The 25562-nt window shown below is 56.7% G+C and carries 16 protein-coding genes; 7 read left to right on the forward strand and 9 right to left on the reverse strand.

The features are described from left to right. The first annotated feature begins 3 nt into the window (after positions 1–3). Positions 4–1203 carry a nicotinamide mononucleotide deamidase-related protein YfaY gene (locus WFN61_RS10810; protein ID WP_337038670.1) on the forward strand — a complete coding sequence of 400 codons (1200 nt, stop codon included), beginning with the start codon at positions 4–6 and terminating at the stop codon, positions 1201–1203. Between the two features lie 12 nt (positions 1204–1215). Here the strand turns inward: WFN61_RS10810 and glpC are convergent, their stop codons facing one another. Genes glpC through glpA form a run of 3 tightly spaced genes read right to left on the reverse strand, consistent with a single transcriptional unit; the run spans position 1216 to position 5274 of the window. Beyond that, positions 1216–2409 carry an anaerobic glycerol-3-phosphate dehydrogenase subunit GlpC gene (gene glpC / locus WFN61_RS10815; protein WP_337038671.1) on the reverse strand — a complete coding sequence of 398 codons (1194 nt, stop codon included), beginning with the start codon at positions 2407–2409 and terminating at the stop codon, positions 1216–1218. Then, entirely contained in the window at positions 2406–3659 is a 1254-nt protein-coding gene (gene glpB, locus WFN61_RS10820; protein WP_337038672.1) for a glycerol-3-phosphate dehydrogenase subunit GlpB, read from the reverse strand. The genes glpC and glpB overlap by 4 nt, the downstream gene beginning before the upstream one ends. After that, entirely contained in the window at positions 3649–5274 is a 1626-nt protein-coding gene (gene glpA / locus WFN61_RS10825) for an anaerobic glycerol-3-phosphate dehydrogenase subunit A (RefSeq protein ID WP_337038673.1), read from the reverse strand. The genes glpB and glpA overlap by 11 nt, the downstream gene beginning before the upstream one ends. A gap of 255 nt (positions 5275–5529) precedes the next feature. On the opposite strand from glpA, the gene glpT reads away from it, so the two are divergent. Both glpT and WFN61_RS10835 read left to right on the forward strand, forming a co-directional pair. Continuing rightward, the gene (gene glpT, locus WFN61_RS10830; RefSeq protein WP_144817007.1) at positions 5530–6879 is read left to right on the forward strand and encodes a glycerol-3-phosphate transporter; all 1350 of its coding nucleotides are present in this window, start codon (positions 5530–5532) and stop codon (positions 6877–6879) included. 1045 nt (positions 6880–7924) lie between these two features. Next, a complete protein-coding gene (locus tag WFN61_RS10835) occupies positions 7925–8362 on the forward strand; it encodes a winged helix-turn-helix domain-containing protein (RefSeq protein WP_308219175.1) in 438 nt (145 codons plus the stop codon). A gap of 86 nt (positions 8363–8448) precedes the next feature. Here the strand turns inward: WFN61_RS10835 and yfaE are convergent, their stop codons facing one another. The 4 genes from yfaE to ubiG all read right to left on the reverse strand — a co-directional run bounded on the left by yfaE (position 8449) and on the right by ubiG (position 13302). Then, on the reverse strand, positions 8449–8703 hold the full coding sequence (yfaE, locus tag WFN61_RS10840; RefSeq protein ID WP_144817009.1) for a class I ribonucleotide reductase maintenance protein YfaE: 255 nt from the start codon (positions 8701–8703) through the stop codon (positions 8449–8451). Continuing rightward, a complete protein-coding gene (gene nrdB / locus WFN61_RS10845; RefSeq protein WP_144817011.1) occupies positions 8703–9833 on the reverse strand; it encodes a class Ia ribonucleoside-diphosphate reductase subunit beta in 1131 nt (376 codons plus the stop codon). The genes yfaE and nrdB overlap by 1 nt, the downstream gene beginning before the upstream one ends. Before the next feature lie 106 nt (positions 9834–9939). Beyond that, on the reverse strand, positions 9940–12225 hold the full coding sequence (gene nrdA, locus WFN61_RS10850; protein WP_144817014.1) for a class 1a ribonucleoside-diphosphate reductase subunit alpha: 2286 nt from the start codon (positions 12223–12225) through the stop codon (positions 9940–9942). 348 nt (positions 12226–12573) lie between these two features. Further along, a complete protein-coding gene (gene ubiG / locus WFN61_RS10855) occupies positions 12574–13302 on the reverse strand; it encodes a bifunctional 2-polyprenyl-6-hydroxyphenol methylase/3-demethylubiquinol 3-O-methyltransferase UbiG (protein ID WP_257758154.1) in 729 nt (242 codons plus the stop codon). Between the two features lie 157 nt (positions 13303–13459). Between ubiG and gyrA the strand changes: the two genes are divergently transcribed. Beyond that, complete coding sequence (gyrA, locus tag WFN61_RS10860; protein ID WP_337038674.1) at positions 13460–16096, forward strand: DNA topoisomerase (ATP-hydrolyzing) subunit A; 2637 nt, start codon at positions 13460–13462, stop codon at positions 16094–16096. A 127-nt stretch (positions 16097–16223) separates the two neighbouring features. Next, positions 16224–19067: a two-component system sensor histidine kinase RcsC gene (gene rcsC / locus WFN61_RS10865; protein ID WP_144817021.1), complete on the forward strand. Its 2844-nt coding sequence runs from the start codon at positions 16224–16226 to the stop codon at positions 19065–19067. Positions 19068–19127: 60 nt separating this feature from the next. Here the strand turns inward: rcsC and rcsB are convergent, their stop codons facing one another. Beyond that, positions 19128–19778, reverse strand: coding sequence for a response regulator transcription factor RcsB (gene rcsB / locus WFN61_RS10870; RefSeq protein ID WP_103819029.1), 651 nt, complete (start codon positions 19776–19778; stop codon positions 19128–19130). Between the two features lie 16 nt (positions 19779–19794). Beyond that, a complete protein-coding gene (gene rcsD / locus WFN61_RS10875) occupies positions 19795–22461 on the reverse strand; it encodes a phosphotransferase RcsD (protein ID WP_337038675.1) in 2667 nt (888 codons plus the stop codon). Positions 22462–23216: 755 nt separating this feature from the next. Here rcsD and WFN61_RS10880 point away from each other — a divergent pair. Together WFN61_RS10880 and apbE are read left to right on the forward strand one after the other, a co-directional pair. Next, entirely contained in the window at positions 23217–24335 is a 1119-nt protein-coding gene (locus WFN61_RS10880; protein WP_257758152.1) for a porin OmpC, read from the forward strand. A 118-nt stretch (positions 24336–24453) separates the two neighbouring features. Next, the gene (apbE, locus tag WFN61_RS10885) at positions 24454–25506 is read left to right on the forward strand and encodes an FAD:protein FMN transferase ApbE (protein WP_257758151.1); all 1053 of its coding nucleotides are present in this window, start codon (positions 24454–24456) and stop codon (positions 25504–25506) included. Positions 25507–25562 lie beyond the last annotated feature (56 nt).

A 25562-nucleotide genomic window follows, 5' to 3' on the forward strand; every position in this document is an offset into this window, starting at 1 on the left:
CCAATGATAAATGTGGAAATGCTGTCTACCGGGGATGAAGTCCTGCACGGCCAGATTGTGGATACTAACGCTGCATGGCTTGCCGATCTGTTTTTCACCGAAGGGCTGCCGCTGACGCGCCGCAACACCGTGGGCGACAGCCTTAACGATCTGGTTGCTATTCTGCGCGAGCGTAGCGAGCACGCTGATATCTTAATTGTTAACGGTGGCCTGGGCCCGACCAGCGACGATCTCAGTGCGCTGGCGGCGGCTACCGCTGCGGGCGAAGGGCTGGTGCTGCATGAGGCGTGGCTGAGCCACATGGAGCGCTTCTTCACTGAGCGCGGGCGCGTGATGGCGCCCAGCAACCGCAAGCAGGCGGAGATCCCGGCCAGCGCGGAGCTGATTGATAATCCGGTGGGCACTGCCTGCGGCTTTGCCATCAAGCTCAACCGCTGCCTGATGTTCTTTACACCGGGTGTCCCCTCTGAGTTCAAGGTGATGGTGCAGCAGGAGATCCTGCCGCGCCTGCGGGAGCGCTTTAGCCTGCCGTCACCGCCAGTCTGCCTGCGCCTGACTACCTTTGGCCGCTCTGAGAGCGATCTGGCCCAGAGCCTCGATCATCTCCAGCTGCCGGAGGGGGTGGTGATGGGCTACCGCTCATCCATGCCGATCATCGAGCTGAAGCTGACCGGCCCGGCGGAGCAGCGTGAAGCCATGGAGGCGCTGTGGCCAGAGGTGCAGCGCGTCGCTGGCGAGAGCCTGATCTTTGAAGGTACCCAGGGGCTACCGGCGCTGCTGGCGGAGAAGATGCGTGAGCAGCAGCTGAGCCTGACCGTTAGCGAGCAGTTTACCAGCGGCCTGCTGGCGCTACAGCTCTCCCGCGCTTCCGCCCCGCTACTGGCGAGCGAGGTGCTGCCGTTCCAGGCCGACACGCTGGAGCAGACCGCGCGCTGGGCAGCCGAGCTACGTAACCGTCATCTGGCCGGGCTGGCCTTGACCGTCGGTGGGCTGGACGAGGAGCATATTAACTTTGCCCTCGCCACGCCGCAGGGCACCCACGCGCTGCGAGTGAGGTTCGCTACCGGACGCCACGGCGTGGCGCTGCGCCAGGAAGTGTGTGCGATGATGGCCCTGAACATGCTGCGCCGCTGGCTCAGCGGTAAAGATGTCGCCAGTGAGCACGGCTGGGTCAACGTCGTCGACTCGCTGTTTGTTGACTAATCTGGCTTTTGGCTACTCTGCCAGCGCCTGCGCCAGCAGAGTAATGGGATGTTCACAGCGTTTGGAGGTGGACATCTCTATCTGCCATTTGCAGGTTTCGCAGTCGGTCACCACAATGTCTGCGCCGCTCGCTTCAATCTGCTGAAACAGCGGCGCACCAATTGCCTGCGAGGTGGGGTAGTTCTCGGCTTTAAAACCGTAGGTTCCGGCAATGCCGCAGCACTGAGAATCCAGCACGATGACGTTCACCCCCGGGATTTTCCGCAGCAGCTCCAGGCTGTAGAGCGTCCAGCCCATCTTCTCCATATGGCATGGGGTATGGTAGGCCACCGTCAACGGTAGCGTTCGCAGCGGCAGGGTGCGTCCCTCGTCTAGCCTGCGCCACAGCCAGCGCGTAGCAAGGTCGATATGCGACCGCATTTGGGCGTTGGGCAGATCCAGCAGGTGCGGATACTCATCGCGCAGCGTGAGGGTACAAGTTGATGAGGTCGCTATCGTTGTCAGACCGTTATCGACAATGGCCTGCTCCAGGGCGCGCAGGTTCACCCTTGCCTGCTTTTTAGCTTTATCATAGAAGCCGTTTGCCATCAGCGGGACGCCGCAGCATCGCTCCCTATCCAGCAATTGCACGCCGATCCCCAGCGCATTAGCCACCTTCACGACATCTTTCCCTAACTGGGGGTGGTTGTAGTTCACATAGCAGCCGTGAAAAAAGGCCACCTGCTCAGGGTAGGCTGCCTGACACTTGGCCTGCCGGCGATACCAGTGGCGAAAGGTGCCCCGGGCATATTTGGGCAGCGTCCGGCGGTGATCAATATGAAGTACCTTGTCGAGCAGCTGGCGCACCGGTTTGAGTCCCGTGGTGGCATTCACCAGCGGTGCGATCGGGGAAGAGAGCGTGCCGAGCAGATCGGTGTGGCTGAGCAGGGTATTGCGCAGCCCGTTTTTAGGTTGGGCATACTGCGCGCGGGCGCGCTGAATAATATCGCCAATGTTGACCCCGGAAGGGCAGGCGGTTTCACAGCGTTTGCAGTTAGTACAGTAGCTTAGCGACTCATCAAACAGGGCCGGATCCTTTAGCCGCAGGCGCTCCCCGTCTGGGCCAGCCTGTTTAGGGCCGCTGTAGGCCGGGTTCACCTGGCTTACCGGACAGGCGGTGGTGCAGACAGTACACTTTATACAGCTCTCAAATTGCGTCATGCTCATTGCAGATCCTCCCTGGCGCAGATCTGCCGCGCCGTGTGTAATGCTGTTACGGCGCAGACACCGCCGCCGCATCCCTGGGTAATGGCATCGAAACCGCCCAGCACCGAACCGGCAACGTAGAGATTTTCAAGCCGTTCGCCGTTTTGCCAGCCGCGCAGCGTATTGTCGGTACGTACGCCAGCATGCTGCCACGGTTGGGCAGCAAACAGATCGTCGCGAGTCCAGTTGCCTCTCTCAGGCTGCTGGACCTCTAACCCCAGCACCGCCTCGCGAATGCCCTGGCGTTCAGCAATCAAGCCGTTGCTGAAGAAGCTGCCGCTGGCCAGCACCACATGACGTGGACGCAGAGGAATATCCTCATGCCTGCGCGTCCACAATGCGTTGACCCGACCCGCGCTAACGGTGGTGTTCAGCACCTCATCGCCCGGCAGCCAGATGCCGCCGTTTTTAATAAACTGCCGCTGGAGCAGCGTCTGCATCCGCATGCCGAATACCGACGGCGGAAGCGTAGGCAGAAGCTGCACCTTGCCGGGTAATGCTTCATTCAGGCGAGTCCAGACGCGGTTATCCGTCAGGCCAAAGCAGGCAGGCAGCCAGAGCACATCATGCTCCTGGCTTAAAGCGTGCAGCGCGTCGCAGAGCGGGGCAAACTGCGCCTCATCGTCGAGCACCCGGGCGATAGTGACGGCACGGAATTCGCTTGGGTTGTCACGCAGAATGTCGAGGGCAGGGAGGCTCATTTCGTGGGCAGTGGCGGTAACGCCCAGCCTGCGCAGCCCGGCAGCGGCAAGCGCTGGCTGAAAGTCGAGGAAGCCTTCAATACCGATGATGCCAACATGCACGCCCGGCGATGGCGCAACCGGTACCTCCTGCGGACTAAGCCACGCGGGGCGCACTCTGCCCAGCGGCGTTACGCGAAAATGGGGCTTTTCTATGTGGCCCTGCATCACCAGGCCACTGTTGGCCAGCAGGCGCTGGGCTTCCCGCGCATACTCGATCACCCGCTCAGGCCCCAGCAGAGCATAGGGGTGCATCGGGGCCAGATCCGCCAGCCTCGCCAGGCCGGTATGGAGATCCGTTACTGCCTCGCCGTTGGGCAGGTGGGAGAGCAGATCCAGCGAGCCAGAGGAGAAGCTGAGCGCGCTCCTTCCCCGACTGACGATAGCAACGCGCTGGCCGTGTGCCGTGAGCGTTATGCCGCACAGTAAGCCTGCCAGCCCGCCGCCGATAATTACCGTATCAAAGTTCATCTGGCTCCTCCTTTTCCAGCCCGCATAGTCCCATGTAGACCCAGCGGGTAAATTCGCTCTCCCGCAGCGCATCACCCCAGGCCACGGGATGGATGCCTTTCCAGCGCTCGTTAAGAAACTGCGACAGCTGGCTCAGGGTCTGCATCTCATTGGTAACGCTGAGACGGTTGAGCAGCCCCGCGGCACGGCAGGCGCACAGCTCACCCTGGCAGGTCCCCATTCCGATGCGGGTTCGGCGGCGCAGATCGAGCAGAGAGCGCACGTTAAGATGTTCAACTGCATACTGCACCTCCCCGGCGGTGACGGCCTCGCACTCGCACACCAGGCTGCGGCTGTGGCGCGTCTCCTCAGGCCAGGCGGAAACGCGATCGCCGTGGCGATAGAGGGCCGAGCCGCGCAGCGGAGCGGGGAGTGAGAGGGTCTTCCGTGCGGTGTCGATCGGCTCCCGTGAGCCAGGCAACGGATCGCGGGCGGTGGTGCAGGGAACGCTATGGTTAAGCTTGCGGCACACGGCGTCGGTCGCCCACTCGGCCATTAGGCGATAGGTCATCAGCTTCCCGCCGGTAATGGTGATAAACCCCTCCAGCCCGTCGCGTTGGGCATGGTCGAGCAGCACAATGCCGCGGCTGACGCTGCGCCCGGTCGGATCATCATCGCTTGCCACCAGCGGGCGCACCCCGGCATAGGCGCGCAAGATGCGCGTTCTACCCATTATGGGAGCCAGTTTCTCACCCTCGCGCAGCAGAATATCGACCTCTTCAGGCGTGACCCGGTTGGCGTCGATCTCGCTATAGTCAATGCGGGTTGAGGTGGTGCCAATTAACGAAATGGTATCACCGGGCACCAGAATGTCGGCGTCGGCAGGTTTACGGCAGCGGTTGATCACATGGTGATTAATGCGATGATCGAGGATCAGCAGCGATCCTTTAGCCGGGAACATCCGAATAGCGAGATCGGCATAATCGGCAATGCGCTGCCCCCAGATACCCGCCGCGTTAACCACGACGCTGGCATACCGTTCGCTGTGCTCACGATAGTGCGTATTAAAGAGCCGCACGCCGCACACGCGATCTCCCTGACGAATCAGGCCGGTGACCTCATGGCCCGTCAGGATACGCGCCCCATGCTCCTGGGCATCCAGCATATTAGCCGCCGTGAGTCGAAAGGGATCGACGGTGCCGTCCGGGACCTTAACCGCGCCAATCAGTGCCGGGTTGACGGCAGGCTCCAGCCGACGAGCGAGAAGAGGATCGATGGCTTTGGCATCAATACCCGCCGAGATGCAGGCGGTAATAAAGGTGTGCTGAAACGCGAGATCGTCTTCGGGAAGGGTAATGAACAGCCCGTCGGTGGGTTCTACACAGTGGCGGGCGATGCGTTTGAGGATCTGGTTTTCGGCAATGCACTCGCGGGCGGATTCATTATCGGTAACCGCATAGCGTGCGCCGCTGTGCAGCAGGCCGTGATTGCGCCCGGTGGCGCCGGTAGCAATGTCATGGCGCTCGACCAGCACAACGTTTAGCCCGCGCAGAGCACAGTCGCGTGCTATGCCCGCCCCGGTCGCGCCGCCGCCAATGACAATCACATCGCTATAGTGAGGATCGTGAACACTCATTCTCTGCCCTCATGTTCGTTTTTTTATCATTTAGCCATGGAGAATCAGATTTTTGTTTGATTTCGAGCACTAACGAGCGTGATTCGAAAGCTAATTTGTGGGTTAATGCGCTTTTTTGCGCATCCTGTCATATTTCTGTAACAATCTGTGCGTGAATTCACAGTAACAATGACCGATATTCCTTAACATCGCCGCCTCGCTGGAGTGGTGAGACACTTAAACCCTACAAATTTAATCGTTGGCCACGGAGGCTACATGCTCAGTATCTTTAAACCAGCGCCACATCAGGCGCGCCTGGGAAAAGCAGAAATTGATCCCCTCTACCGCCGTTTGCGCTGGCAAATCTTTATCGGCATCTTCTTTGGCTACGCGGCGTACTATCTGGTGCGTAAAAACTTCGCCCTCGCCATGCCCTATCTGGTGGAGCAGGGGTTCTCACGCGGCGATCTCGGATTCGCGCTGTCGGGCATCTCCATTGCCTACGGTTTCTCCAAGTTCATTATGGGCTCAGTATCGGATCGCTCTAATCCACGCGTTTTCCTCCCTGCCGGTCTGATTCTGGCGGCGGCGGTGATGCTGTTTATGGGCTTCGTGCCCTGGGCGACGTCGAGCATTGCCGTGATGTTTGTCCTGCTTTTCCTGTGCGGTTGGTTCCAGGGAATGGGATGGCCGCCGTGCGGACGTACTATGGTTCACTGGTGGTCGCAGAAAGAGCGTGGCGGCATTGTCTCGGTGTGGAACTGCGCGCATAACGTGGGCGGCGGTATCCCGCCTCTGCTGTTCCTGCTAGGGATGGCCTGGTTCAACGACTGGAAAGCCGCGCTCTATATGCCGGCGTTCGGTGCGATTGTGGTGGCAATCATTGCCTTTGCGCTGATGCGTGATACGCCGCAGTCTCAGGGGCTGCCGCCTATTGAAGAGTACAAAAACGACTATCCTGATGACTACAGCGAACAGCACGAAGAGGAGCTGACCGCTAAACAGATCTTCATGAAGTATGTCCTGCCTAACAAGCTGCTGTGGTACATCGCGATAGCCAACGTCTTTGTCTATCTGCTGCGTTACGGCATCCTCGACTGGTCGCCGACCTACCTGCGTGAGGTGAAGCATTTTGCGCTGGATAAATCCTCCTGGGCCTACTTCCTCTATGAATATGCGGGGATCCCTGGCACCCTGCTGTGCGGCTGGATGTCGGATAAGGTGTTCAAAGGTAACCGTGGTGCAACGGGCGTGTTCTTTATGACGCTGGTAACTATTGCGACCGTGGTGTACTGGCTTAACCCAGCGGGCAACCCAGGCGTGGATATGGCCTGCATGATTGTTATCGGCTTCCTTATCTATGGCCCGGTGATGCTGATTGGTCTGCATGCCCTGGAGCTGGCCCCGAAAAAAGCGGCAGGCACAGCGGCTGGCTTTACCGGCCTGTTTGGTTACCTGGGCGGTTCGGTAGCGGCGAGCGCCATCGTAGGTTATACGGTTGACTTCTTCGGCTGGGATGGTGGCTTTATGGTGATGATCGGCGGAAGCGTGCTGGCAGTATTGCTGCTGATTGTGGTGATGTTCGGTGAAAAACGGCACCATGCGGAGATGCTGGCGCGTCGTTAATAAGTACTAAACAGAGATCATAATGATTATCATGTAATGCATTGTTTATAAATAAATATGTGGCTTTTGCGTATGTGTTCCGCTCACCTCATGTAGGGAAGAACATATAACGAGTGTCACACGTGAACGGGATAAGGGGGCCACCGCGGCCCCCTTATCGATCCCCGCGGCCCCGCGGGGAAACCGGTGCTACGCACTGCGCTCACCTCCCGCCCGGCTGACCGACGGCCGGCTCGACTCGACGTCGTGTCTCGTTTCGCCTCTGGCCGCCCTCCCTGGCGTCCAGTCCTTGTCAACCGGTCTCCGGTTCGCCGGTTTCAGCGGGGGACTCAACACCCGTGCTGTTAGACTGCACTCCACAGCAACAACGAAATCGCTGTAGGCTCTGTATCAAAGCGAGGTATTGGGTCCGGCTGAAAATCGCCGAGGCGTTCACTTCAGGCCGGGGCAGCCCGCATGGATGCGGGCTGAGGGCGTGCTTTACAGGGAAGTTACCTCACGCCCGACCCGAAAGCCGGAAGGGATAAGCCGAGGCACCCGCGCAGCGGCGATTTTCCCTGCCGGGAGCCCGGGTCGCCAGGGTGGTGGCGGCGAGCCACCCTGGCACGTTCACGTGTACGGTATTTTCAGATAAGCAGAGTGTTCAAAGTGAACGGAAACAAGGTTAGATCCACATATTCTATCTACTCTTTTGATAAAAAGAACCAAGCGGGCCGCAAGGCCCTTTTTTTATATCCAGGAAACAGGTAAGGTTGCGGTAGCATTTAGTTCTTATTAATCATGTAAAATCAATAGATTATGTTGATGATCCGCGCGACGATCCTGGATGACCCAGTGCGACTCTCTGTTTACCTTTTTTCACTATTTAACGCTAAATATTGCTGTTAACGTCGAACAATAATTTATTTACATGCATCTCGGCGTGTAAAAATAAGCGCCGGGCTGTATGTTGAAAGTATTCACTATCGCCATATAATCGTTCTTATTATCAGTGCGGCTTATGAAATAAGGATCGAACGGCACTCTACGGACAGTTTTAAGAGATATGAGTAAAGATACGATGGGATATCGGCTATACGGTTACGTAATAGGCAAAGAAATTCACTTCGAGATTGAAAACCGAAGGCTTTATCGCCTGCCGCAGGGAAGCGCCGATAAATCATTTATCTTTGGCTCGGTATTATTTAACCATACGATGCTGCATCTGTTTGTCTATCTTTTACAGCATGGTCGTCATGCGACGGTGCCGCGCGAGGAGCTGCTGCGCGTGGTGTGGGAAGAGAACGATCTGGTGCCATCGAGCCAGCGCCTGTGGCAGGTATTAAGAAACCTCAATCGTCGGCTCAGCCTGCTGGGATTACCTGATGATTTCATCGCCAACGTCAGGGGAAGCGGCTATATCATTAACTATGTTGATATTACGCCAATCTATTACAGAGTCAGTGAACTCCAGCGCTGCCCTGAGAAAATAACGGAGAGTTAGCTATTCCGGCGTGAGTGATGTCAACCCGGAAATTTATCCCTGAACATGTGTGTGCTCAGGGATTTTTTATATTTTCTGGTCGCCAACTACAGGTCGAGTTCAATATCGCCCATGGCGCGACAGCAGCAGGGGAGGATCTCCCCGGCCTGGATAAAGGCCAGCGGCTCGGTGAGCCACTCAACCTGACCAGCAATCAGCCGGGTGCGGCAGGAGCCGCAGTAGCCCTGCCGGCACTGATACTCTACGTTAACCTTGTGGAACTCTAACGCCGCCAGCAGCGACGGATGTTCATCCTGGCACAGCAGCTGTGCGCCAGTGATGCGCAGCGTCACCGCACCCATTAGAGCTGGAAGTCGCTGAGATCGTCGGTGTTAACTTCCGAATCGATCTGCCCGACCAGGTAAGAGCTCACCTCAACCTCCTGCGGTGCCACCTGCACGTTGTCAGAGACCAGCCAGGTGTTGATCCACGGGATCGGGTTGGAGCGGGTTTGGAACGGCAGATCCAGACCCACTGCCTGCATGCGGATATTGGTGATGTACTCTACGTACTGGCAGAGAATATCTTTGTTCAGGCCGATCATCGAGCCGCCCTGGAAGAGATACTCCGCCCACTCTTTCTCCTGCACTGCCGCCTGCACGAAGAGATCGTACGAGGCCTGCTTGCACTCTTCTGCAATTTCCGCCATCTCCGGATCGTCCACGCCGCTGCGCAGCAGGTTCAGCATATGCTGGGTGCCGGTCAGGTGCAGGGCTTCGTCACGGGCGATCAGGCGAATGATCTTGGCGTTGCCCTCCATCAGCTCGCGCTCGGCGAAGGCGAAGGAGCAGGCGAAGCTGACGTAGAAGCGGATCGCTTCCAGCGCGTTCACGCTCATCAGGCAGAGGTAGAGTTTCTTTTTCAGCTCGCGCAGGTTCACGGTAACGGTCTGGCCGTTGACGGTATGCGTCCCTTCGCCCAGCAGGTGCCAGTAGCTGGTTAGCTGGATCAGATCGTCATAGAAGTGAGAGATACCTTCCGCTCGCTTGAGGATCTGCTCGTTGGTGACGATATCGTCGAAGACGATTGCCGGATCGTTAACGATATTACGAATGATATGGGTGTAGGAGCGAGAGTGGATGGTCTCGGAAAATGCCCAGGTTTCGACCCATGTCTCCAGCTCAGGGATAGAGATCAGCGGCAGCAGGGCCACGTTTGGGCTACGGCCCTGAATGGAGTCCAGCAGCGTCTGATATTTCAGGTTGCTGAGGAAGATGTGCTTTTCATGCTCCGGCAGCGCCTGGAAGTCGATGCGATCCCGCGAGACGTCAACCTCTTCCGGACGCCAGAAGAAGGAGAGCTGTTTCTCAATTAGCTTTTCAAAGATGTCATATTTTTGCTGATCGTAGCGGGCGACGTTGACCGACTGGCCAAAAAACATCGGCTCTTTCAGCTGATCGTTCTTCGTCTGTGAAAAGGTGGTGTATGCCATGCGAATGTTTCCTGTCCTGCCGTTATACGCCGGGTGGTGCTTCGCTTACCCGGCCTACAAAACCTAATCCGTAGGCCCGGCAAGCTTTGCGCCGCCGGGCAATTTATTAAATCTTACATGCGCCGCTTTCGCAGCCGTCGTCCTGAATAGAAGGCACCATATCGTCCTGCGCATCTTCCGCACCGTCGCGGGTGTTCTGATAGTACAGGGTCTTGACGCCAAACTTATAGGCAGTGAGCAGATCCTTCAGCAGCTGCTGCATCGGCACTTTGCCAGACGGGAAGCGGGACGGATCGTAGTTGGTGTTAGCAGAGATCGACTGGTCGATAAACTTCTGCATGATGCCCACCAGCTGGAGGTAACCGTCGTTGTTCGGCATCTCCCACAGCAGCTCATAGTTGTTTTTCAGGTGCTCATAGTCCGGCACCACCTGGCGCAGGATCCCGTCTTTCGACGCTTTGATGCTCACGTGGCCGCGCGGCGGCTCAATGCCGTTGGTGGCGTTAGAGATCTGCGACGAGGTCTCAGACGGCATCAGCGCGGAGAGCGTGGAGTTACGCAGGCCGTGGGTCTGAATGGACTGACGCAGCGCTTCCCAGTTGTAGTGCAGCGCCTCGGTGGTAATGCCGTCGAGATCCTTTTTATAGGTGTCGATCGGCAGGATACCCTGGGCATAGGTGGTTTCGTTGAACCACGGGCACGCGCCTTGCTCTTTCGCCAGCTCGTTAGACGCTTTCAGCAGGAAGTACTGAATGGCTTCAAAGGTCTGGTGGGTCAGGTTGTTGGCGCTGCCGTCGGAGTAGCGCTTGCCGTTTTTCGCCAGCCAGTAGGCGTAGTTGATCACGCCAATACCCAGCGTACGGCGGCCCATTGCCCCGCGTTTTGCGGCCGGGATCGGGTAGTCCTGATAGTCCAGCAGCGCATCCAGAGCACGTACCGCCAGCACCGCCAGCTCTTCCAGCTCGTCCAGGCTGTTAATTGCGCCGAGGTTGAACGCCGACAGCGTGCAGAGCGCGATTTCGCCGTTCTCGTCGTTGACGTCCATCAGCGGTTTGGTCGGCAGGGCGATCTCCAGACACAGGTTGGACTGGCGCACCGGCGCAACAGCCGGATCGAACGGGCTGTGGGTGTTGCAGTGGTCCACGTTCTGAATGTAGATACGGCCGGTAGAGGCACGCTCCTGCATCATCAGCGAGAAGAGCTCAACGGCCTTCACGCGCTGCTTACGGATGCTCTCATCCTGCTCATACTGCACGTACAGGCGCTCAAACTCGTCCTGATCGGCAAAGAAGGCATCGTACAGCCCTGGCACATCGGACGGGCTGAAGAGGGTGATATCCTGGCCCTTCAGCAGACGGGTGTACATCAGCTTGTTGATCTGTACGCCGTAGTCCATGTGACGAACGCGGTTACCCTCGACGCCACGGTTGTTTTTCAGCACCAGCAGGCTCTCAACTTCCAGATGCCACATCGGGTAGAAGAGGGTAGCCGCACCGCCGCGCACGCCGCCCTGGGAGCAGGACTTCACCGCGGTCTGGAAGTGCTTGTAGAACGGAATACAGCCGGTGTGGAACGCTTCACCGCCGCGGATCGGGCTGCCGAGCGCGCGGATGCGGCCAGCGTTGATGCCGATACCGGCGCGCTGGGAGACATACTTCACAATCGCGCTGGAGGTGGCGTTGATGGAGTCCAGGCTGTCGCCGCACTCGATCAGCACGCAGGAGCTGAACTGGCGAGTTGGGGTACGCACGCCGGACATGATCGGCGTCGGCAGCGAGATCTTAAAGGTCGAGACCGCGTCATAGAAACGCTTTACGTAGTCCAGACGGGTGTCGCGCGGATAGTTAGAGAACAGGCACGCGGCAACCAGAATGTAGAGGAACTGGGCGCTCTCGTAGATTTCGCCGGTCACGCGGTTCTGAACCAGGTATTTACCTTCCAGCTGCTTCACTGCCGCATAGGAGAAGGTCAGGTCGCGGTCGTGCTGGATGAAACCGTCCATCTGCTGGAACTCTTCTTCCGTGTAGTCTTCCAGCAGATGACTATCGTATTTGCCCAGCTCAATCATTTTGCGTACGTGGTCGATCAGCACCGGCGGCTCAAACTGGCCGTAGGCTTTTTTACGCAGGTGGAAGATGGCAAGGCGGGCAGCCAGATATTGATAATCCGGCGCGTCGCGGGAGATGAGATCCGCAGCGGCTTTGATAATGGTTTCGTGGATGTCGGACGTTTTAATGCCGTCGTAGAACTGAATGTGGGAACGCAGTTCAACCTGAGAGATCGATACGTTATTCAGCCCTTCTGCCGCCCAATCCAGCACCCGGTGGATTTTATCCAGATTGATGCGTTCAGTACGACCATCACGCTTCGTCACCAGCAGACTCTGATTCATGTACCTGTCCTTAAGAAAAAAGTATCCCCCGCTTATCCACATTTTCACACTGTGGTTAAACCTGTGGATAAATACTATATGTAGGGGGTGTTTGATAAAAACGTCACAATATGGTGAGTATTCTAGTCTGGATTCTTTTCAGTACAAGAGTTGATTTTGAGGTTAAATTGCGGTTGCGGAAAGGTAATAAACGCTAAGTCCGCGAACGATAAGGGCTACAGGAAAGTCAACGCATGTGAAAAAAAAAAGTGAATGTGATCGAACGCTGAAATCTTCATCGCGGAACTGGCGGAAGTGAATTACGCAGCTTATGAGGCTGCGTAATTGTCATCACATTTTCAGATATCGTTAGCTGTTTTTTGCCTGGGTGTGCAGCATGTAGTTCACGTCAACGCCTGGCGCCAGCTTAAAGCGATCGCTAAGCGGATTGTAGTGCAGGCCAATCATATGCCGCTCCTGCAGCGGAGTAGGATCGATCCAGCTAATCAGTTCGGCGGGTTTAATAAACTTCTTCACGTCATGTGTCCCTTTCGGCACCATGCGCAACACGTACTCTGCGCCAACAATCGCCAGCAGCCAGGCTTTGCCGCTGCGGTTAAGCGTCGAGAAGAAGACGTGGCCGCCTGGCTTAACAAGGCGGGCGCAGGCGTGAACCACCGACTGCGGATCGGGGACGTGCTCCAGCATCTCCATGCAGGTGACGACGTCATACTCTCCTGCATGCTTAGCCGCATGTTCCTCTACCGTCTCCTGAACGTAGTCGACATGAATGCCGGACTCGAGGGCGTGCAGGCGTGCAACCTGCAGCGGCTCAAAGCCCATATCGAGGCCGCTGACGTTAGCGCCTTCCCGGGCCATGCTCTCGGCCAGGATGCCGCCGCCGCAGCCGACGTCCAGCACTTTTTTGCCGAACAGGCCGCCGACGCGCTCGGCGATATAGCCCAGGCGCAGGGGGTTGATACGATGCAGCGGTTTAAACTCGCCTTCGGTATCCCACCAGCGTGACGCCACGGCTTCAAATTTGGCGATCTCTTCATAGTCAACGTTTTGAGCCACCGGCGGTTTTTCAGCATTCATGGGCGCTTTTACTCCTTAATCAATCAGTGCATTGAGTATATCAGGAGAGAAGTATCAATAAAGCATTGGCGGGGGTGTTTACTTTACCGGAATCACGTCGGCTGTGTTATAATTTGCGACCTTTGAATCCGGGATACAGTAGAGGGATAGCGGTTAGATGAGCGACCTTGCGAGAGAAATTACACCGGTTAACATCGAGGAAGAGCTGAAGAGCTCCTATCTGGACTATGCGATGTCGGTCATTGTTGGCCGTGCGCTGCCAGACGTCCGCGATGGCCTGAAACCGGTACACCGTCGCGTACTTTACGCCATGAACGTATTGGGCAATGACTGGAATAAAGCCTACAAAAAATCTGCCCGTGTCGTTGGTGACGTAATCGGTAAATACCATCCCCATGGGGATACGGCGGTGTATGACACCATCGTTCGTATGGCGCAGCCGTTTTCGCTGCGTTATATGCTGGTCGATGGCCAGGGTAACTTCGGCTCAGTAGACGGCGACTCCGCCGCAGCGATGCGTTATACGGAAATCCGTATGTCGAAAATCGCCCACGAGCTGATGGCCGATCTGGAAAAAGAGACGGTCGATTTCGTTGATAACTACGACGGAACCGAACGCATTCCAGACGTTATGCCAACCAAAATCCCGAACCTGCTGGTCAACGGCGCGTCCGGTATCGCAGTAGGGATGGCCACCAACATTCCGCCACACAACCTGACGGAAGTGATCAACGGCTGCCTGGCCTACATCGACGATGAGAACATCAGCGTTGAAGGGCTGATGGAACACATTCCAGGGCCAGACTTCCCGACGGCGGCGATCATCAACGGTCGTCGCGGTATCGAAGAGGCCTATCGCACCGGCCGCGGCAAAATCTACATTCGCGCACGCGCGGAAGTGGAAGCCGACGCGAAAACCGGTCGTGAAACCATCATCGTGCACGAAATTCCGTACCAGGTGAACAAAGCGCGCCTGATCGAGAAGATTGCCGAGCTGGTGAAAGACAAGCGCGTCGAGGGCATCAGCGCCCTGCGCGACGAGTCCGATAAAGACGGCATGCGCATCGTGATTGAGATCAAACGCGACGCGGTGGGCGAGGTGGTGCTAAACAACCTCTACTCCCAGACGCAGCTGCAGGTCTCCTTCGGTATCAACATGGTGGCACTGCACCACGGCCAGCCGAAGATCATGAACCTGAAAGATATTCTTTCCGCGTTTGTGCGTCACCGTCGTGAAGTTGTGACCCGTCGTACCATTTTCGAACTGCGTAAAGCCCGCGATCGCGCGCACATCCTCGAAGCGCTGGCCATTGCGCTGGCGAACATCGACCCGATTATCGAGCTGATCCGCCATGCGCCGACCCCGGCTGAAGCAAAAGCAGGCCTGGTAGCCCGTCCATGGGCGCTGGGTAATGTCTCTGCCATGCTCGAACGTGCGGGCGATGACGCTGCGCGTCCGGAGTGGCTGGAACCGGAATTCGGCGTGCGTGACGGTCAATACTACCTGACGGAACAGCAGGCACAGGCGATTCTGGATCTGCGTTTGCAGAAGCTGACCGGCCTTGAGCATGAAAAACTGCTCGACGAATACAAAGAGCTGCTGGAGCAGATCGCCGAGCTGCTGCGCATTCTGGGCAGCGCCGATCGCCTGATGGAAGTGATCCGCGAAGAGCTGGAGCTGGTTCGTGAACAGTTTGGCGATGCGCGTCGCACCGAAATCACTGCGAACAGCGCCGATATCAACATCGAAGATCTGATCAGCCAGGAAGACGTAGTCGTCACCCTGTCGCATCAGGGCTACGTGAAGTATCAGCCGCTGACGGATTACGAAGCGCAACGTCGGGGTGGTAAAGGCAAATCGGCCGCCCGTATTAAAGAAGAGGACTTTATCGATCGTCTGCTGGTGGCCAACACCCACGACACGATCCTCTGCTTCTCCAGCCGGGGTCGGCTCTACTGGATGAAGGTCTATCAGCTGCCGGAAGCGAGCCGTGGCGCGCGCGGTCGTCCGATCGTCAACCTGCTGCCGCTGGAAGCCAACGAACGTATCACCGCCATTCTGCCGGTGCGCGAGTATGAAGAGGGCGTCAACGTCTTCATGGCAACCGCCAGCGGTACGGTGAAGAAAACGGCGCTGACCGAGTTCAGCCGTCCGCGTTCGGCCGGGATCATTGCGGTGAACCTGAACGAAGGCGATGAGCTGATTGGCGTTGACCTGACCTCCGGCGCCGACGAAGTGATGCTCTTCTCTGCTGCCGGTAAAGTGGTACGCTTCAAAGATAATGCGGTGCGTGCAATGGGCCGTACGGCCACCGGCGTGCGCGGTATCAAGCTGGCAGGCGTTGATAAGGTTGTCTCTCTGATTGTGCCTCGTGGGGAAGGTGCCATCCTGACCGTGACCCAGAACGGCTACGGTAAACGTACGGCGCAGGAAGAGTACCCTACCAAGTCACGCGGTACCCAGGGCGTTATCTCCATCAAGGTCACCGAGCGCAACGGCTCCGTTGTTGGCGCGGTACAGGTCGACGATTGCGACCAGATCATGATGATCACCGATGCCGGTACGCTGGTGCGTACCCGCGTCTCGGAGATCAGCGTGGTTGGGCGTAACACCCAGGGCGTGATCCTCATCCGCACGGCGGAAGATGAGAACGTAGTGGGTCTGCAACGCGTGGCCGAGCCGGTAGATGACGAAGAGCTGGACGCAATCGACGGTACGGTAGCCGAGGGCGATGACGATATCGCGCCGGAAACCGAAGCTGACGATGAAGCAGCGGACGATAGCGAAGAGTAATTCTACGCCGTCACTCTGAGCATTGATGAAAGGGCCGGCAATCCGGCCCTTTTTCTTTGCGGTCTGCCCGTTTTACCGCTACCTTATCGACATCCTTTTGTGACCCTGACGGCGGAGCATCGCCACGTTGAAATACCTCGTCTCTTTTCGTACTACACTCAAAGTTTCACGCTATCTGTTTCGGGCGCTGGCGCTGCTGCTTTGGCTGCTGATTATTCTCTGTTCGGTGTTCTACATCGTAAACGCCCTGCACCAGAAAGAGTCTGAAATCCGCAAGGAGTTCAACCTCAGCTCCGATCAGGCCCAGCGCTATATTCAGCGCACCTCAGACGTGATGAAAGAGCTTAAGTACATCGCGGAAAACCGCCTGACGGCAGAGAACGGCATTATGGCCTCTCGCGCCCCGAATTCGCAGAACGACGTTCCCGATTTTCAACCGCTGTTTCCAGACTCTGACTGCGCAGCAATGAGCACCGCATGGCGCGGCTCGCTGGAGTCGCTGGCGTGGTTTATGCGCTACTGGCGGGACAACTTCTCCGCTGCCTACGATCTCAATCGAGTATTTTTAATCGGCAGCGCCAACCTCTGCATGGCCGACTTTGGCCTGCGCGACGTGCCGCTGGAGCGGGAAAGCGCTCTGAAAAACCTGCACGAGCGCATCATGAAGTACCGCAATGCCCCGCAGGAAGAGCGCGGCAACAACATCTTCTGGATAAGCCAGGGCGCGCGTCCGGGCATCGGTTACTTCTACGCCCTGACGCCGGTCTATCTGGCCAACCGCCTGCAGGCGCTGCTGGGCGTTGAGCAGTCTATCCGCATGGATAACTTCTTTACCCCGGGTACGCTGCCGATAAGCGTGACCATTCTTGATGAGAACGGCCATGCGCTGATCTCTCTGACCGGGCCGGACAACCGGCCGGAGATCGACCCGCGTTGGATGCAGGAGCGCTCCTGGTTTGGCTACACCTCTGGCTTCCGCGATCTGGTGCTGAAGAAGAGCCTGCAACCCTCATCGCTGAGCGTGGTTTACTCGGTGCCGGTGGATTTGGTGCTGGAGCATATCCGCATGCTGATCCTCAACGCGGTCCTGCTTAACGTGCTGGTGGGGATTGCGCTCTTTACCCTGGCGCGGATGTACGAGCGACGCATCTTTATTCCGGCGGAGGTGGACGCCCAGCGTCTTGAAGAGCATGAGCAGTTCAACCGCAAGATTGTGGCCTCCGCGCCGGTGGGGATCTGTATTTTACGTACCCAGGATGGCACAAACATTCTGAGTAACGAGCTGGCGCACAACTACCTTAATATGCTGACCCACGAGGATCGGCAGCGGCTGACGCAGATCATCTGCGGTCAGCAGGTCAACTTTGTTGACGTGCTCACCAGCAACAACACCAACCTACAGATTAGCTTTGTCCATTCGCGCTACCGCAATGAGAACGTGGCTATTTGCGTGCTGGTGGATGTCTCCTCACGCGTAAAAATGGAGGAGTCGCTGCAGGATATGGCCCAGGCGGCAGAGCAGGCGAGCCAGTCGAAATCGATGTTCCTGGCGACCGTTAGCCATGAGCTGCGCACGCCGCTCTACGGCATTATCGGTAACCTCGATCTGCTGCAAACCAAGGCCCTGCCGAAAGGCGTGGATCGGCTGGTGACGGCGATGAACAACTCCTCCAGCCTGCTGCTGAAGATCATCAGCGATATTCTCGACTTCTCAAAAATCGAGTCGGAGCAGCTGAAGATCGAGCCGCGAGAGTTCTCCCCGCGCGAGGTGATGAACCACATTACCGCGAACTACCTGCCGCTGGTGGTGCGTAAGCAGCTTGGGCTGTACTGCTTTATCGAGCCGGACGTGCCGGTGATGATGGAGGGCGATCCGATGCGCCTGCAGCAGGTGATCTCCAACCTGCTGAGCAACGCCATCAAATTTACCGACGTGGGCTGCATCGTGCTGCACGTGCAGCGCTCAGGGGAGTATCTCTCTATTCAGGTCCGTGATACCGGCGTTGGTATTCCGGCCAAAGAGGTGGTTCGCCTGTTCGATCCCTTCTTCCAGGTGGGAACTGGAGTGCAGCGCAACTTCCAGGGCACCGGGCTGGGGCTGGCTATCTGTGAGAAGCTGATCAGCATGATGGACGGTGATATCTCCGTGGATACCGAGCCGGGAATGGGCAGCCAGTTTACGGTGCGTATCCCGCTCTACTCCGTCCAGTCTCCGCAGGCGATTGACGTTGACGGCCTGGCCAACACCCGCTGCTGGCTGGCGATCCGCAACGCTTTCCTGTGCAGCTTTGTGGAGTCGCTGCTGGCGCGCAACGGCATTCGCACCGAGCGCTACGAGGGCCAGATCCCGGACGCGGATGATACGCTACTGACCGATGACGCCCTCGACCAGCCCTGGCAGGGCAGGGCGGCGGTGATCTTCTGCCGTCGGCATATCGGCATTCCGCAGGAGCGCAAGCCCGGCGAGTGGACGCACAGCGTGGCGTCACCGCACGAGCTGCTGGCTCTGCTGGCGCGTATCTACAGCGTCAAGGTGGACACCAGCGAAACCGCGCCGGTGCTCTCTGCCGAGACGCAGGATGCCTACAATGACGACATGATGATTCTGGTGGTGGACGATCATCCCATTAACCGACGTCTGCTTGCCGACCAGCTGGGTTCCCTGGGCTACCAGTGCAAAACCGCCAATGACGGGGTGGATGCCCTGAACGTGCTGAGCAAAAACCACATCGACATTATTCTCAGCGACGTCAACATGCCAAATATGGATGGCTACCGCCTGACGCAGCGCATTCGCCAGCTGGGGCTGACCCTGCCGGTGGTGGGCGTGACGGCTAACGCGCTGGCGGAAGAGAAGCAGCGTTGTCTGGAGTCGGGCATGGACAGCTGCCTGTCGAAACCGGTGACGCTGGACGTATTGCAGCAGACGCTGGCGATCTATGCGGAGCGGGTGAGAAAAGCAAGAACGTAGGGTAGGAAACGGTAGGCCGGGCAAGCGCAACGCGCCGCCCGGCTTAACGGTCAGACAGAATTAATCTTTGTCCGCCGGGCTCAGGGTCACGGAGGAGAGGTAGTTCAGCAGGGCGATATCGTTATCCACACCCAGCTTCATCATCGCTGATTTCTTCTGGCTGCTGATAGTTTTAATACTGCGGTTCAGCTTCTTGGCAATCTCGGTGACGAGGAAACCTTCGGCAAACAGACGCAGCACTTCGCTCTCTTTCGGTGACAGGCGCTTGTCGCCGTAGCCGCCGGCGCTGATCTTCTCCAGCAGGCGGGAGACGCTCTCCGGGGTAAACTTCTTCCCTTTCTGCAGCGAGGCCAGCGCTTTCGGCAGGTCGGTCGGCGCACCCTGTTTCAGCACAATCCCTTCGATATCCAGCTCCAGCACTGCGCTGAGGATGGCCGGGTTGTTGTTCATGGTCAGCACGATCACCGACAGGTTCGGGAAGTGGCGCTTGATGTATTTAATCAGGGTAATGCCGTCGCCATATTTATCACCGGGCATGGAGAGGTCGGTGATCAGGACGTGAGCATCCAGTTTTGGCAGATTATTGATAAGCTGTGTTGAGTCTTCAAATTCACCGACTACATTCACCCACTCGATCTGTTCAAGTGACTTGCGAATACCGAACAGTACAATCGGATGGTCATCGGCAATAATTACGTTCATATTGTTCATGTATAAGGCTACCTTGCTACAGCAAGCTTTTGACGTAGGCGTCAATGTCGCTGATGTATTTTTCTATGCCTGAAACATCTTTCTCTCGAATTAAATGTTCCAGCGTTTCACATAATTGCTTGCCGGGAACCAAATTTAGCATGGCAAACACCCCTTTGAGGCGGTGCGCTGTCTGTGCCAGCGCCGCGAAATCGCTTACAGCCGCTTCAGTATACAACCTCTTAACATCATCGGGTACTGTATCGACAAACAGGGCATAATATCCGCTGGCATGCAGTTCGGCATTTTCATTTCCGCCCATCGGTGAGGGAGCTACCTCATCCTGCGCCAGCTGCTCTTCGATAAGCTGCAGTATGGCTTCCTGCATGGCAGTACTGATATTAAAGTTCACCCGCAGCTGGCCTGGGCCAATTTTCCGCACGGCGGCCTCATCATCGCTTAAAAGCAAGCCCGAGGCTGTAAGATTAGACGGATTATCTGTCAGGAAGAGATCGTATTCTTGACTTATTAGCCTTTCATCAGGCGTGATGCAGCTTGCCCCCCAGTTTTCCAGCTGGCGAACCACGATATGGCGAATTTCGTTGGAGGTAATGTCGATCATCGCCACCACGTCGTCCAGCAGCTTCTCTTCGGATTCAGCTTCCTGTGCCTGCGCCGCCATCTTCACATGCAGCGTATAGCGGGTGCCCAGGCTTTCGCGTGCTTTAATGTTCAGATGTCCGCCGAGCTTGCGCGCCAGCTGATCGCACAGCCAGAAGGTGAGGGCGTTGGCTTTGCCGTAGCGATCGCTCTGAGTATCGTTGAGGAATGGGAAGTGCAGGTTGTCCACCTCGCTGGCCGTGACCCCCTCGCCGGTATCGAGAATACGGAAGGTCAGACGATCGTTTGCCGACTCGTCGGTATCAACCTCAAGGGTAATTTTGCCGATCTGCGTAGTGGTCACCGCATACTGGATCAGCATCAGCAGGATGCGCCTCAGCGCCTCGCGATCGCCGTGCCGCTCTTCGTTAGCGGGCAGGTTATTGTTGATCAGCAGCTGCAGGCCTTTACGCTTGATGGTCGGCAGCACCTCGGGGACCACTTCATCAATCAGATCCTGAATCGAGAACTGGGTCAGCGTGCCTCTCCAGCTGTCGGTCTCCAGCAGGTTTGCCAGCTGAATATCCTCTACCAGCTGCACCAGCGTCTGGGCATGGTGGGCCAGATGACGGCTCTCTTCGCTGTCGATCGCTGCGGCTTCTCCGGCAAGCGTCTGTACCGGCAGGCGGAGCGCATCGCCGATATGATGCATAAACGCCGAGCGGCCCTGCTGGTTTTTCTCATACAGACGCTGGGCCTGCTTGAGCTTTTTATTCACCAGCACCTCACGGTCCTGATCGCGAATAATAAAGATCTGCGTTCTCGGCACCACCTGGCTGCGGAACTGGCGGATCTCATACAGCTCGTTGTTGACCGTCGCCTGGATCACCCCCTGATGCTGATCCGCCATGCTGGTGATGTTTTGCAGGTTCAGATGCGGCAGCAGATGGTCAGCAATCTTGTTGCTGATAACCGTGCGGTTGGCCTCCTGGTCGTGCACCAGCAGCCCCAGCGGCAGCACGGAGACAATCTCTTCGTTCAGCGCGCGCAGCAGGCGCAGCTCGTTATTGGCCCCCGGCGAGGGCTGACCGTCAAGCTGGCGGCCCGGCTGATGGCGAAAGGTGGTAAAGCCAAACAATGCCAGCGCCAGCAGGCCGACGTTGAGCAGCAGCGGCAGAACGATATTCTGTAGCGTCTCCAGCAGCAGGGTGCCGAAAGGTACCTGCCACACCAGACGCATATCCGTCGAGTTCAGCGCGGAGGAGATCTCAATCTTCGCGCCGCTAAAGTTGATCGAAACGCTGTCTGCCGTCTCCTTGTCTGAGGTTCGCAGGGGAGTAGGACCGTTGTCTGCTTCGAGGCGGAAGCTGTCCATCGGCATGCCGGGAGGAATGAGGTCGTTAATCGGCAGATCGAACGCCACCACCGTCGCCAGATGGCCCGGCTGATTAAAGGTGGTGCGCAGGGTAAAGTAGTAACCATTTTGCCAGTTCAGGCTGCGCAGCGGAGAGAAGCTCTCCCGCTCGTCAAGGGCGTTGGCCTGCTGGAGCATCTCTGCCCGGCGAGAGTCGACAATATTGTCGATGGAGGACTCCTTGAAGCCCGAAGAGAGATCCTTCAGCGGCAGGGTCGACACCAGGATCATGCTGTTATCCTGGCCGTTGAGATAGTACATCGACCAGGGTACGGTCTCCGCGCCCCACAGCGTATCGAGATAGGTGGAGATGCGCTGCGTCATCTCAAGGGTGGAGCTGTCGTGTGAGCCAAAGATCAGCGCTTCGGTTTTACGCCGCGGCTTCTCAAGGTAGTAGACGTCCTGCTTTAAACGCGTCTCCTGAAGACCGTCTGCGGGTGCGGCAGGGGCGGCAGCGATATTGTCGTAAATCTGCCACGTCGCATAGCGCCAGGTATCGACTCGCTTGTGCAACGCATGGGTGATGTCGACGATTTGATAGCTCTTATCCTTCAGCCATGCATTGACGGCGCTTTGCACCATGACGCCCAGGGTGACCAACAGAACGATAATCAGTAATAGAAAAAAACGGGTAATGTTGCCTGGTATCAGGGAAAACTTGCCAGGGATCATGCTGTCGGATCGACTCATCAGTGTGTCATCAGGCTGGTAAAAGTTAAGCTACTGGGTGGCGTACAGCAGGCAGTATAAAGGGTAATGCATGAATTTCCAGACTCTCTTCACCTCTGAAGAGGAACTAAACGCCAAAAATGCTATTTCAGCCTGGCGAAACGGCAAACCTGTACAGGCTTTAAACAATGGTATAAATATTCAGCAAGATGTGTGGGCAAATTGCACGAAATAACAAGATATTGTCCGGGCTCTACCCTTGGCAAATTTTGTTTACTTTCCACTGTCATTAGTTAATAGTCGTTATGATTTCGGGACGGTAGCACATAATTGCATGGGCAACGTAAAGAAAGGTAAAAAAAAGCCGAATGCAGAGCATTCGGCGAGAATTGGGGGTAAACGGACATTCAGAGTCGAATGACGGTAATAAATAAAAGTTAATGATGATAGCGAGAGTTATTTTAGTAGCCCATCCGCGATTTGTTTTGTCTTTCAGTGCTATGCTTGAAAAATCATACAGTCTCATGATTTATAAGTAAAAATATTATTTTTTGATTATTAGTGCGTTATTTTTTAACCATTGATGCTGAAAAAAGTTCCCCAAAATTTACAAAATGAAACACCTATCACCCTCTCTGAAACATATTAAAAGTTTTAGTAGCATTTTCTTGTTGGATTATTCTGTATTTTTTAGGAGAATGGCTGTGCCGACTGATTTGACGCTCAATCAGTAAGCAGTGGCAACTATAAAAAGCATATAAATGAGGGTTAATAACATGAAAGTTAAAGTACTGTCCCTCCTGGTACCGGCTCTGCTGGTAGCAGGCGCAGCGAATGCGGCTGAAATTTACAACAAAGACGGCAACAAATTAGACCTCTACGGTAAAGTTGATGGCCTGCACTATTTCTCTGATGACGACGGTAGCGATGGCGACCAGACCTACATGCGTCTCGGCTTCAAAGGCGAAACCCAGGTTAACGATCAGATCACCGGCTACGGCCAGTGGGAATACCAGGTGCAGGGCAACACTGCTGAAAGCGAAAACCAGTCCTGGACTCGTCTGGCATTTGCTGGTCTGAAATTCGGCGACGCGGGCTCTTTCGACTACGGTCGTAACTACGGCGTAACCTATGACGTTACTGCCTGGACCGACGTTCTGCCTGAGTTCGGCGGCGACACCTACGGTGCCGATAACTTCCTGCAGTCCCGCGCTAACGGCGTGGCGACCTACCGCAGCACCGACTTCTTCGGCCTGGTTGACGGCCTGAACTTTGCTCTGCAGTACCAGGGCAAAAACGGCAGCGCCAGCGGCGAAAACGACACCGGTCGTAGCACCCTGCGCCAGAACGGCGACGGCTACGGCGGCTCTCTGACCTATGACATGGGCGAAGGCTTCAGCGTCGGTGGTGCGATCACTACCTCTAAGCGTACTGCTGACCAGAATGCTCTCGGCGTCTATGGCAGCGGCGACCGTGCTACCGTTTACACCGGCGGTCTGAAATACGACGCGAACAACCTCTACCTGGCAGCACAGTACTCCCAGACCTACAATGCAACCCGTTTCGGTAACTCGCAGAACGACTCCACCGTATACGGTTTTGCTAACAAAGCGCAGAACTTCGAAGTGGTTGCTCAGTACCAGTTCGACTTCGGCCTGCGTCCGTCTATCGCTTACCTGAAGTCTGAAGGCAAAGACGTAGACAACGGTTTCGTTAACTACGGCAACCAGGATCTGCTGGAGTACGTCGACGTTGGCGCGACTTACTACTTCAACAAAAACATGTCTACCTACGTTGACTACAAAATCAACCTGCTGGATGACAACGACTTCACCCGTCAGGCCGGTGTTAGCACCGATGATATCGTAGCCCTGGGTCTGGTTTACCAGTTCTAAGTCGTTACATACATACATGCATGAGGGGGCCGCGCTGGCCCCTTTTTTTATCGATTCTTTTCTGGACAGACACACTTTTGGTGTACGCTTGCGCGCATTGCGTAAGGGAATCATTGCTATGGATACCACTCTTTTTCGCGCTGCCCTGCTGGCGCTTACCCTGATCCTCACCGGCTGCGATCCGACGCCGCCCGCGCCGCAGCCTGCCGCTGCCGTTACCGTGCTGGAAGGCAAAACCATGGGCACCTCCTGGCGCGTCAGCGTTGTGGATAGGGATAAAGCCGAGACCGATGCACTGCGGGAAAAAATTACCGCCCAGCTCGACGCTGATGACATGCTGCTCTCGACCTGGAAGAGCGACTCAGCCCTGAGCCGCTTTAACGCCTCCACCAGCACCACGCCGTGGCCGGTTGACGCCGCGATGGCAGACATTATTACTCTTGCTTTGCGTATCGGCATCAAAACTGACAGTGCAATGGACATCACCATTGGCCCGCTGGTTAACCTGTGGGGCTTTGGCCCGGATCACCAGCCCGCTACGACGCCGACGCCAGCGCAGATTGAGGCGGCAAAAAGGCGCGTTGGCCTGCAACATCTGGCGGTCTCTTACCAGGCCGGGCAGCAGTTTTTGCAGAAGGATATTCCTGACCTCTATGTCGATCTCTCTACGGTCGGCGAGGGCTACGCAGCCGATCACCTGGCACGGCTAATGGAGCAGGAGGGGATCCCCCGCTATCTGGTCTCGGTAGGCGGCGCGCTGGTGAGCCGGGGTATGAACGGCGAAGGTAAACCCTGGCGGGTGGCGATCCAGAAGCCGACCGATCGCGAGAACGCGGTACAGGCGGTGGTGGATATTAACGGACACGGTATCAGCACCTCCGGCAGCTACCGCAACTACTATGAGCTGGACGGCAAACGTCTGTCGCACGTTATCGATCCGCATACCGGGCATCCTGTCGATCATAACCTGGTGTCGGTCACGGTGATCGCCCCGACGGCGCTGGAGGCCGACACATGGGATACCGGTCTGATGGTACTGGGCCCGCAGAAGGCCCGCGAGGTGGCGATGCGCGAAGGGCTGGCAATCTATATGATCACCAAGGAGGGCGATACCTTTACCCCCTGGATGTCGCCGCAGTTTGCTGCCTTTTTGCAGAGCAAAAAGAATTAAAGCGCAAGATTTCAGGTGAAGGTAGTCTGGCCCCAGGGCATAGTCGGGCTAAGCTA

The sequence above is a fragment of the Pseudescherichia sp. AS216 genome (genome assembly GCF_037152055.1).
In the GTDB taxonomy this organism is placed as follows: Bacteria; Pseudomonadota; Gammaproteobacteria; order Enterobacterales; family Enterobacteriaceae; genus Pseudescherichia.

Coding starts and splice junctions, on each gene's coding strand:
- apbE (WP_257758151.1), top strand. CDS start 24,454: ATGGATACCACTCTTTTTCGCGCTGCCCTGCTGGCGCTTACCCTGATC.
- glpB (WP_337038672.1), bottom strand. CDS start 3,659: ATGAACTTTGATACGGTAATTATCGGCGGCGGGCTGGCAGGCTTACTG.
- glpC (WP_337038671.1), bottom strand. CDS start 2,409: ATGAGCATGACGCAATTTGAGAGCTGTATAAAGTGTACTGTCTGCACC.
- gyrA (WP_337038674.1), top strand. CDS start 13,460: ATGAGCGACCTTGCGAGAGAAATTACACCGGTTAACATCGAGGAAGAG.
- WFN61_RS10880 (WP_257758152.1), top strand. CDS start 23,217: ATGAAAGTTAAAGTACTGTCCCTCCTGGTACCGGCTCTGCTGGTAGCA.
- yfaE (WP_144817009.1), bottom strand. CDS start 8,703: ATGGGTGCGGTGACGCTGCGCATCACTGGCGCACAGCTGCTGTGCCAG.
- WFN61_RS10835 (WP_308219175.1), top strand. CDS start 7,925: ATGAGTAAAGATACGATGGGATATCGGCTATACGGTTACGTAATAGGC.
- rcsB (WP_103819029.1), bottom strand. CDS start 19,778: ATGAACAATATGAACGTAATTATTGCCGATGACCATCCGATTGTACTG.
- nrdA (WP_144817014.1), bottom strand. CDS start 12,225: ATGAATCAGAGTCTGCTGGTGACGAAGCGTGATGGTCGTACTGAACGC.
- WFN61_RS10810 (WP_337038670.1), top strand. CDS start 4: ATGATAAATGTGGAAATGCTGTCTACCGGGGATGAAGTCCTGCACGGC.
- nrdB (WP_144817011.1), bottom strand. CDS start 9,833: ATGGCATACACCACCTTTTCACAGACGAAGAACGATCAGCTGAAAGAG.
- glpT (WP_144817007.1), top strand. CDS start 5,530: ATGCTCAGTATCTTTAAACCAGCGCCACATCAGGCGCGCCTGGGAAAA.
- rcsD (WP_337038675.1), bottom strand. CDS start 22,461: ATGAGTCGATCCGACAGCATGATCCCTGGCAAGTTTTCCCTGATACCA.
- ubiG (WP_257758154.1), bottom strand. CDS start 13,302: ATGAATGCTGAAAAACCGCCGGTGGCTCAAAACGTTGACTATGAAGAG.
- glpA (WP_337038673.1), bottom strand. CDS start 5,274: ATGAGTGTTCACGATCCTCACTATAGCGATGTGATTGTCATTGGCGGC.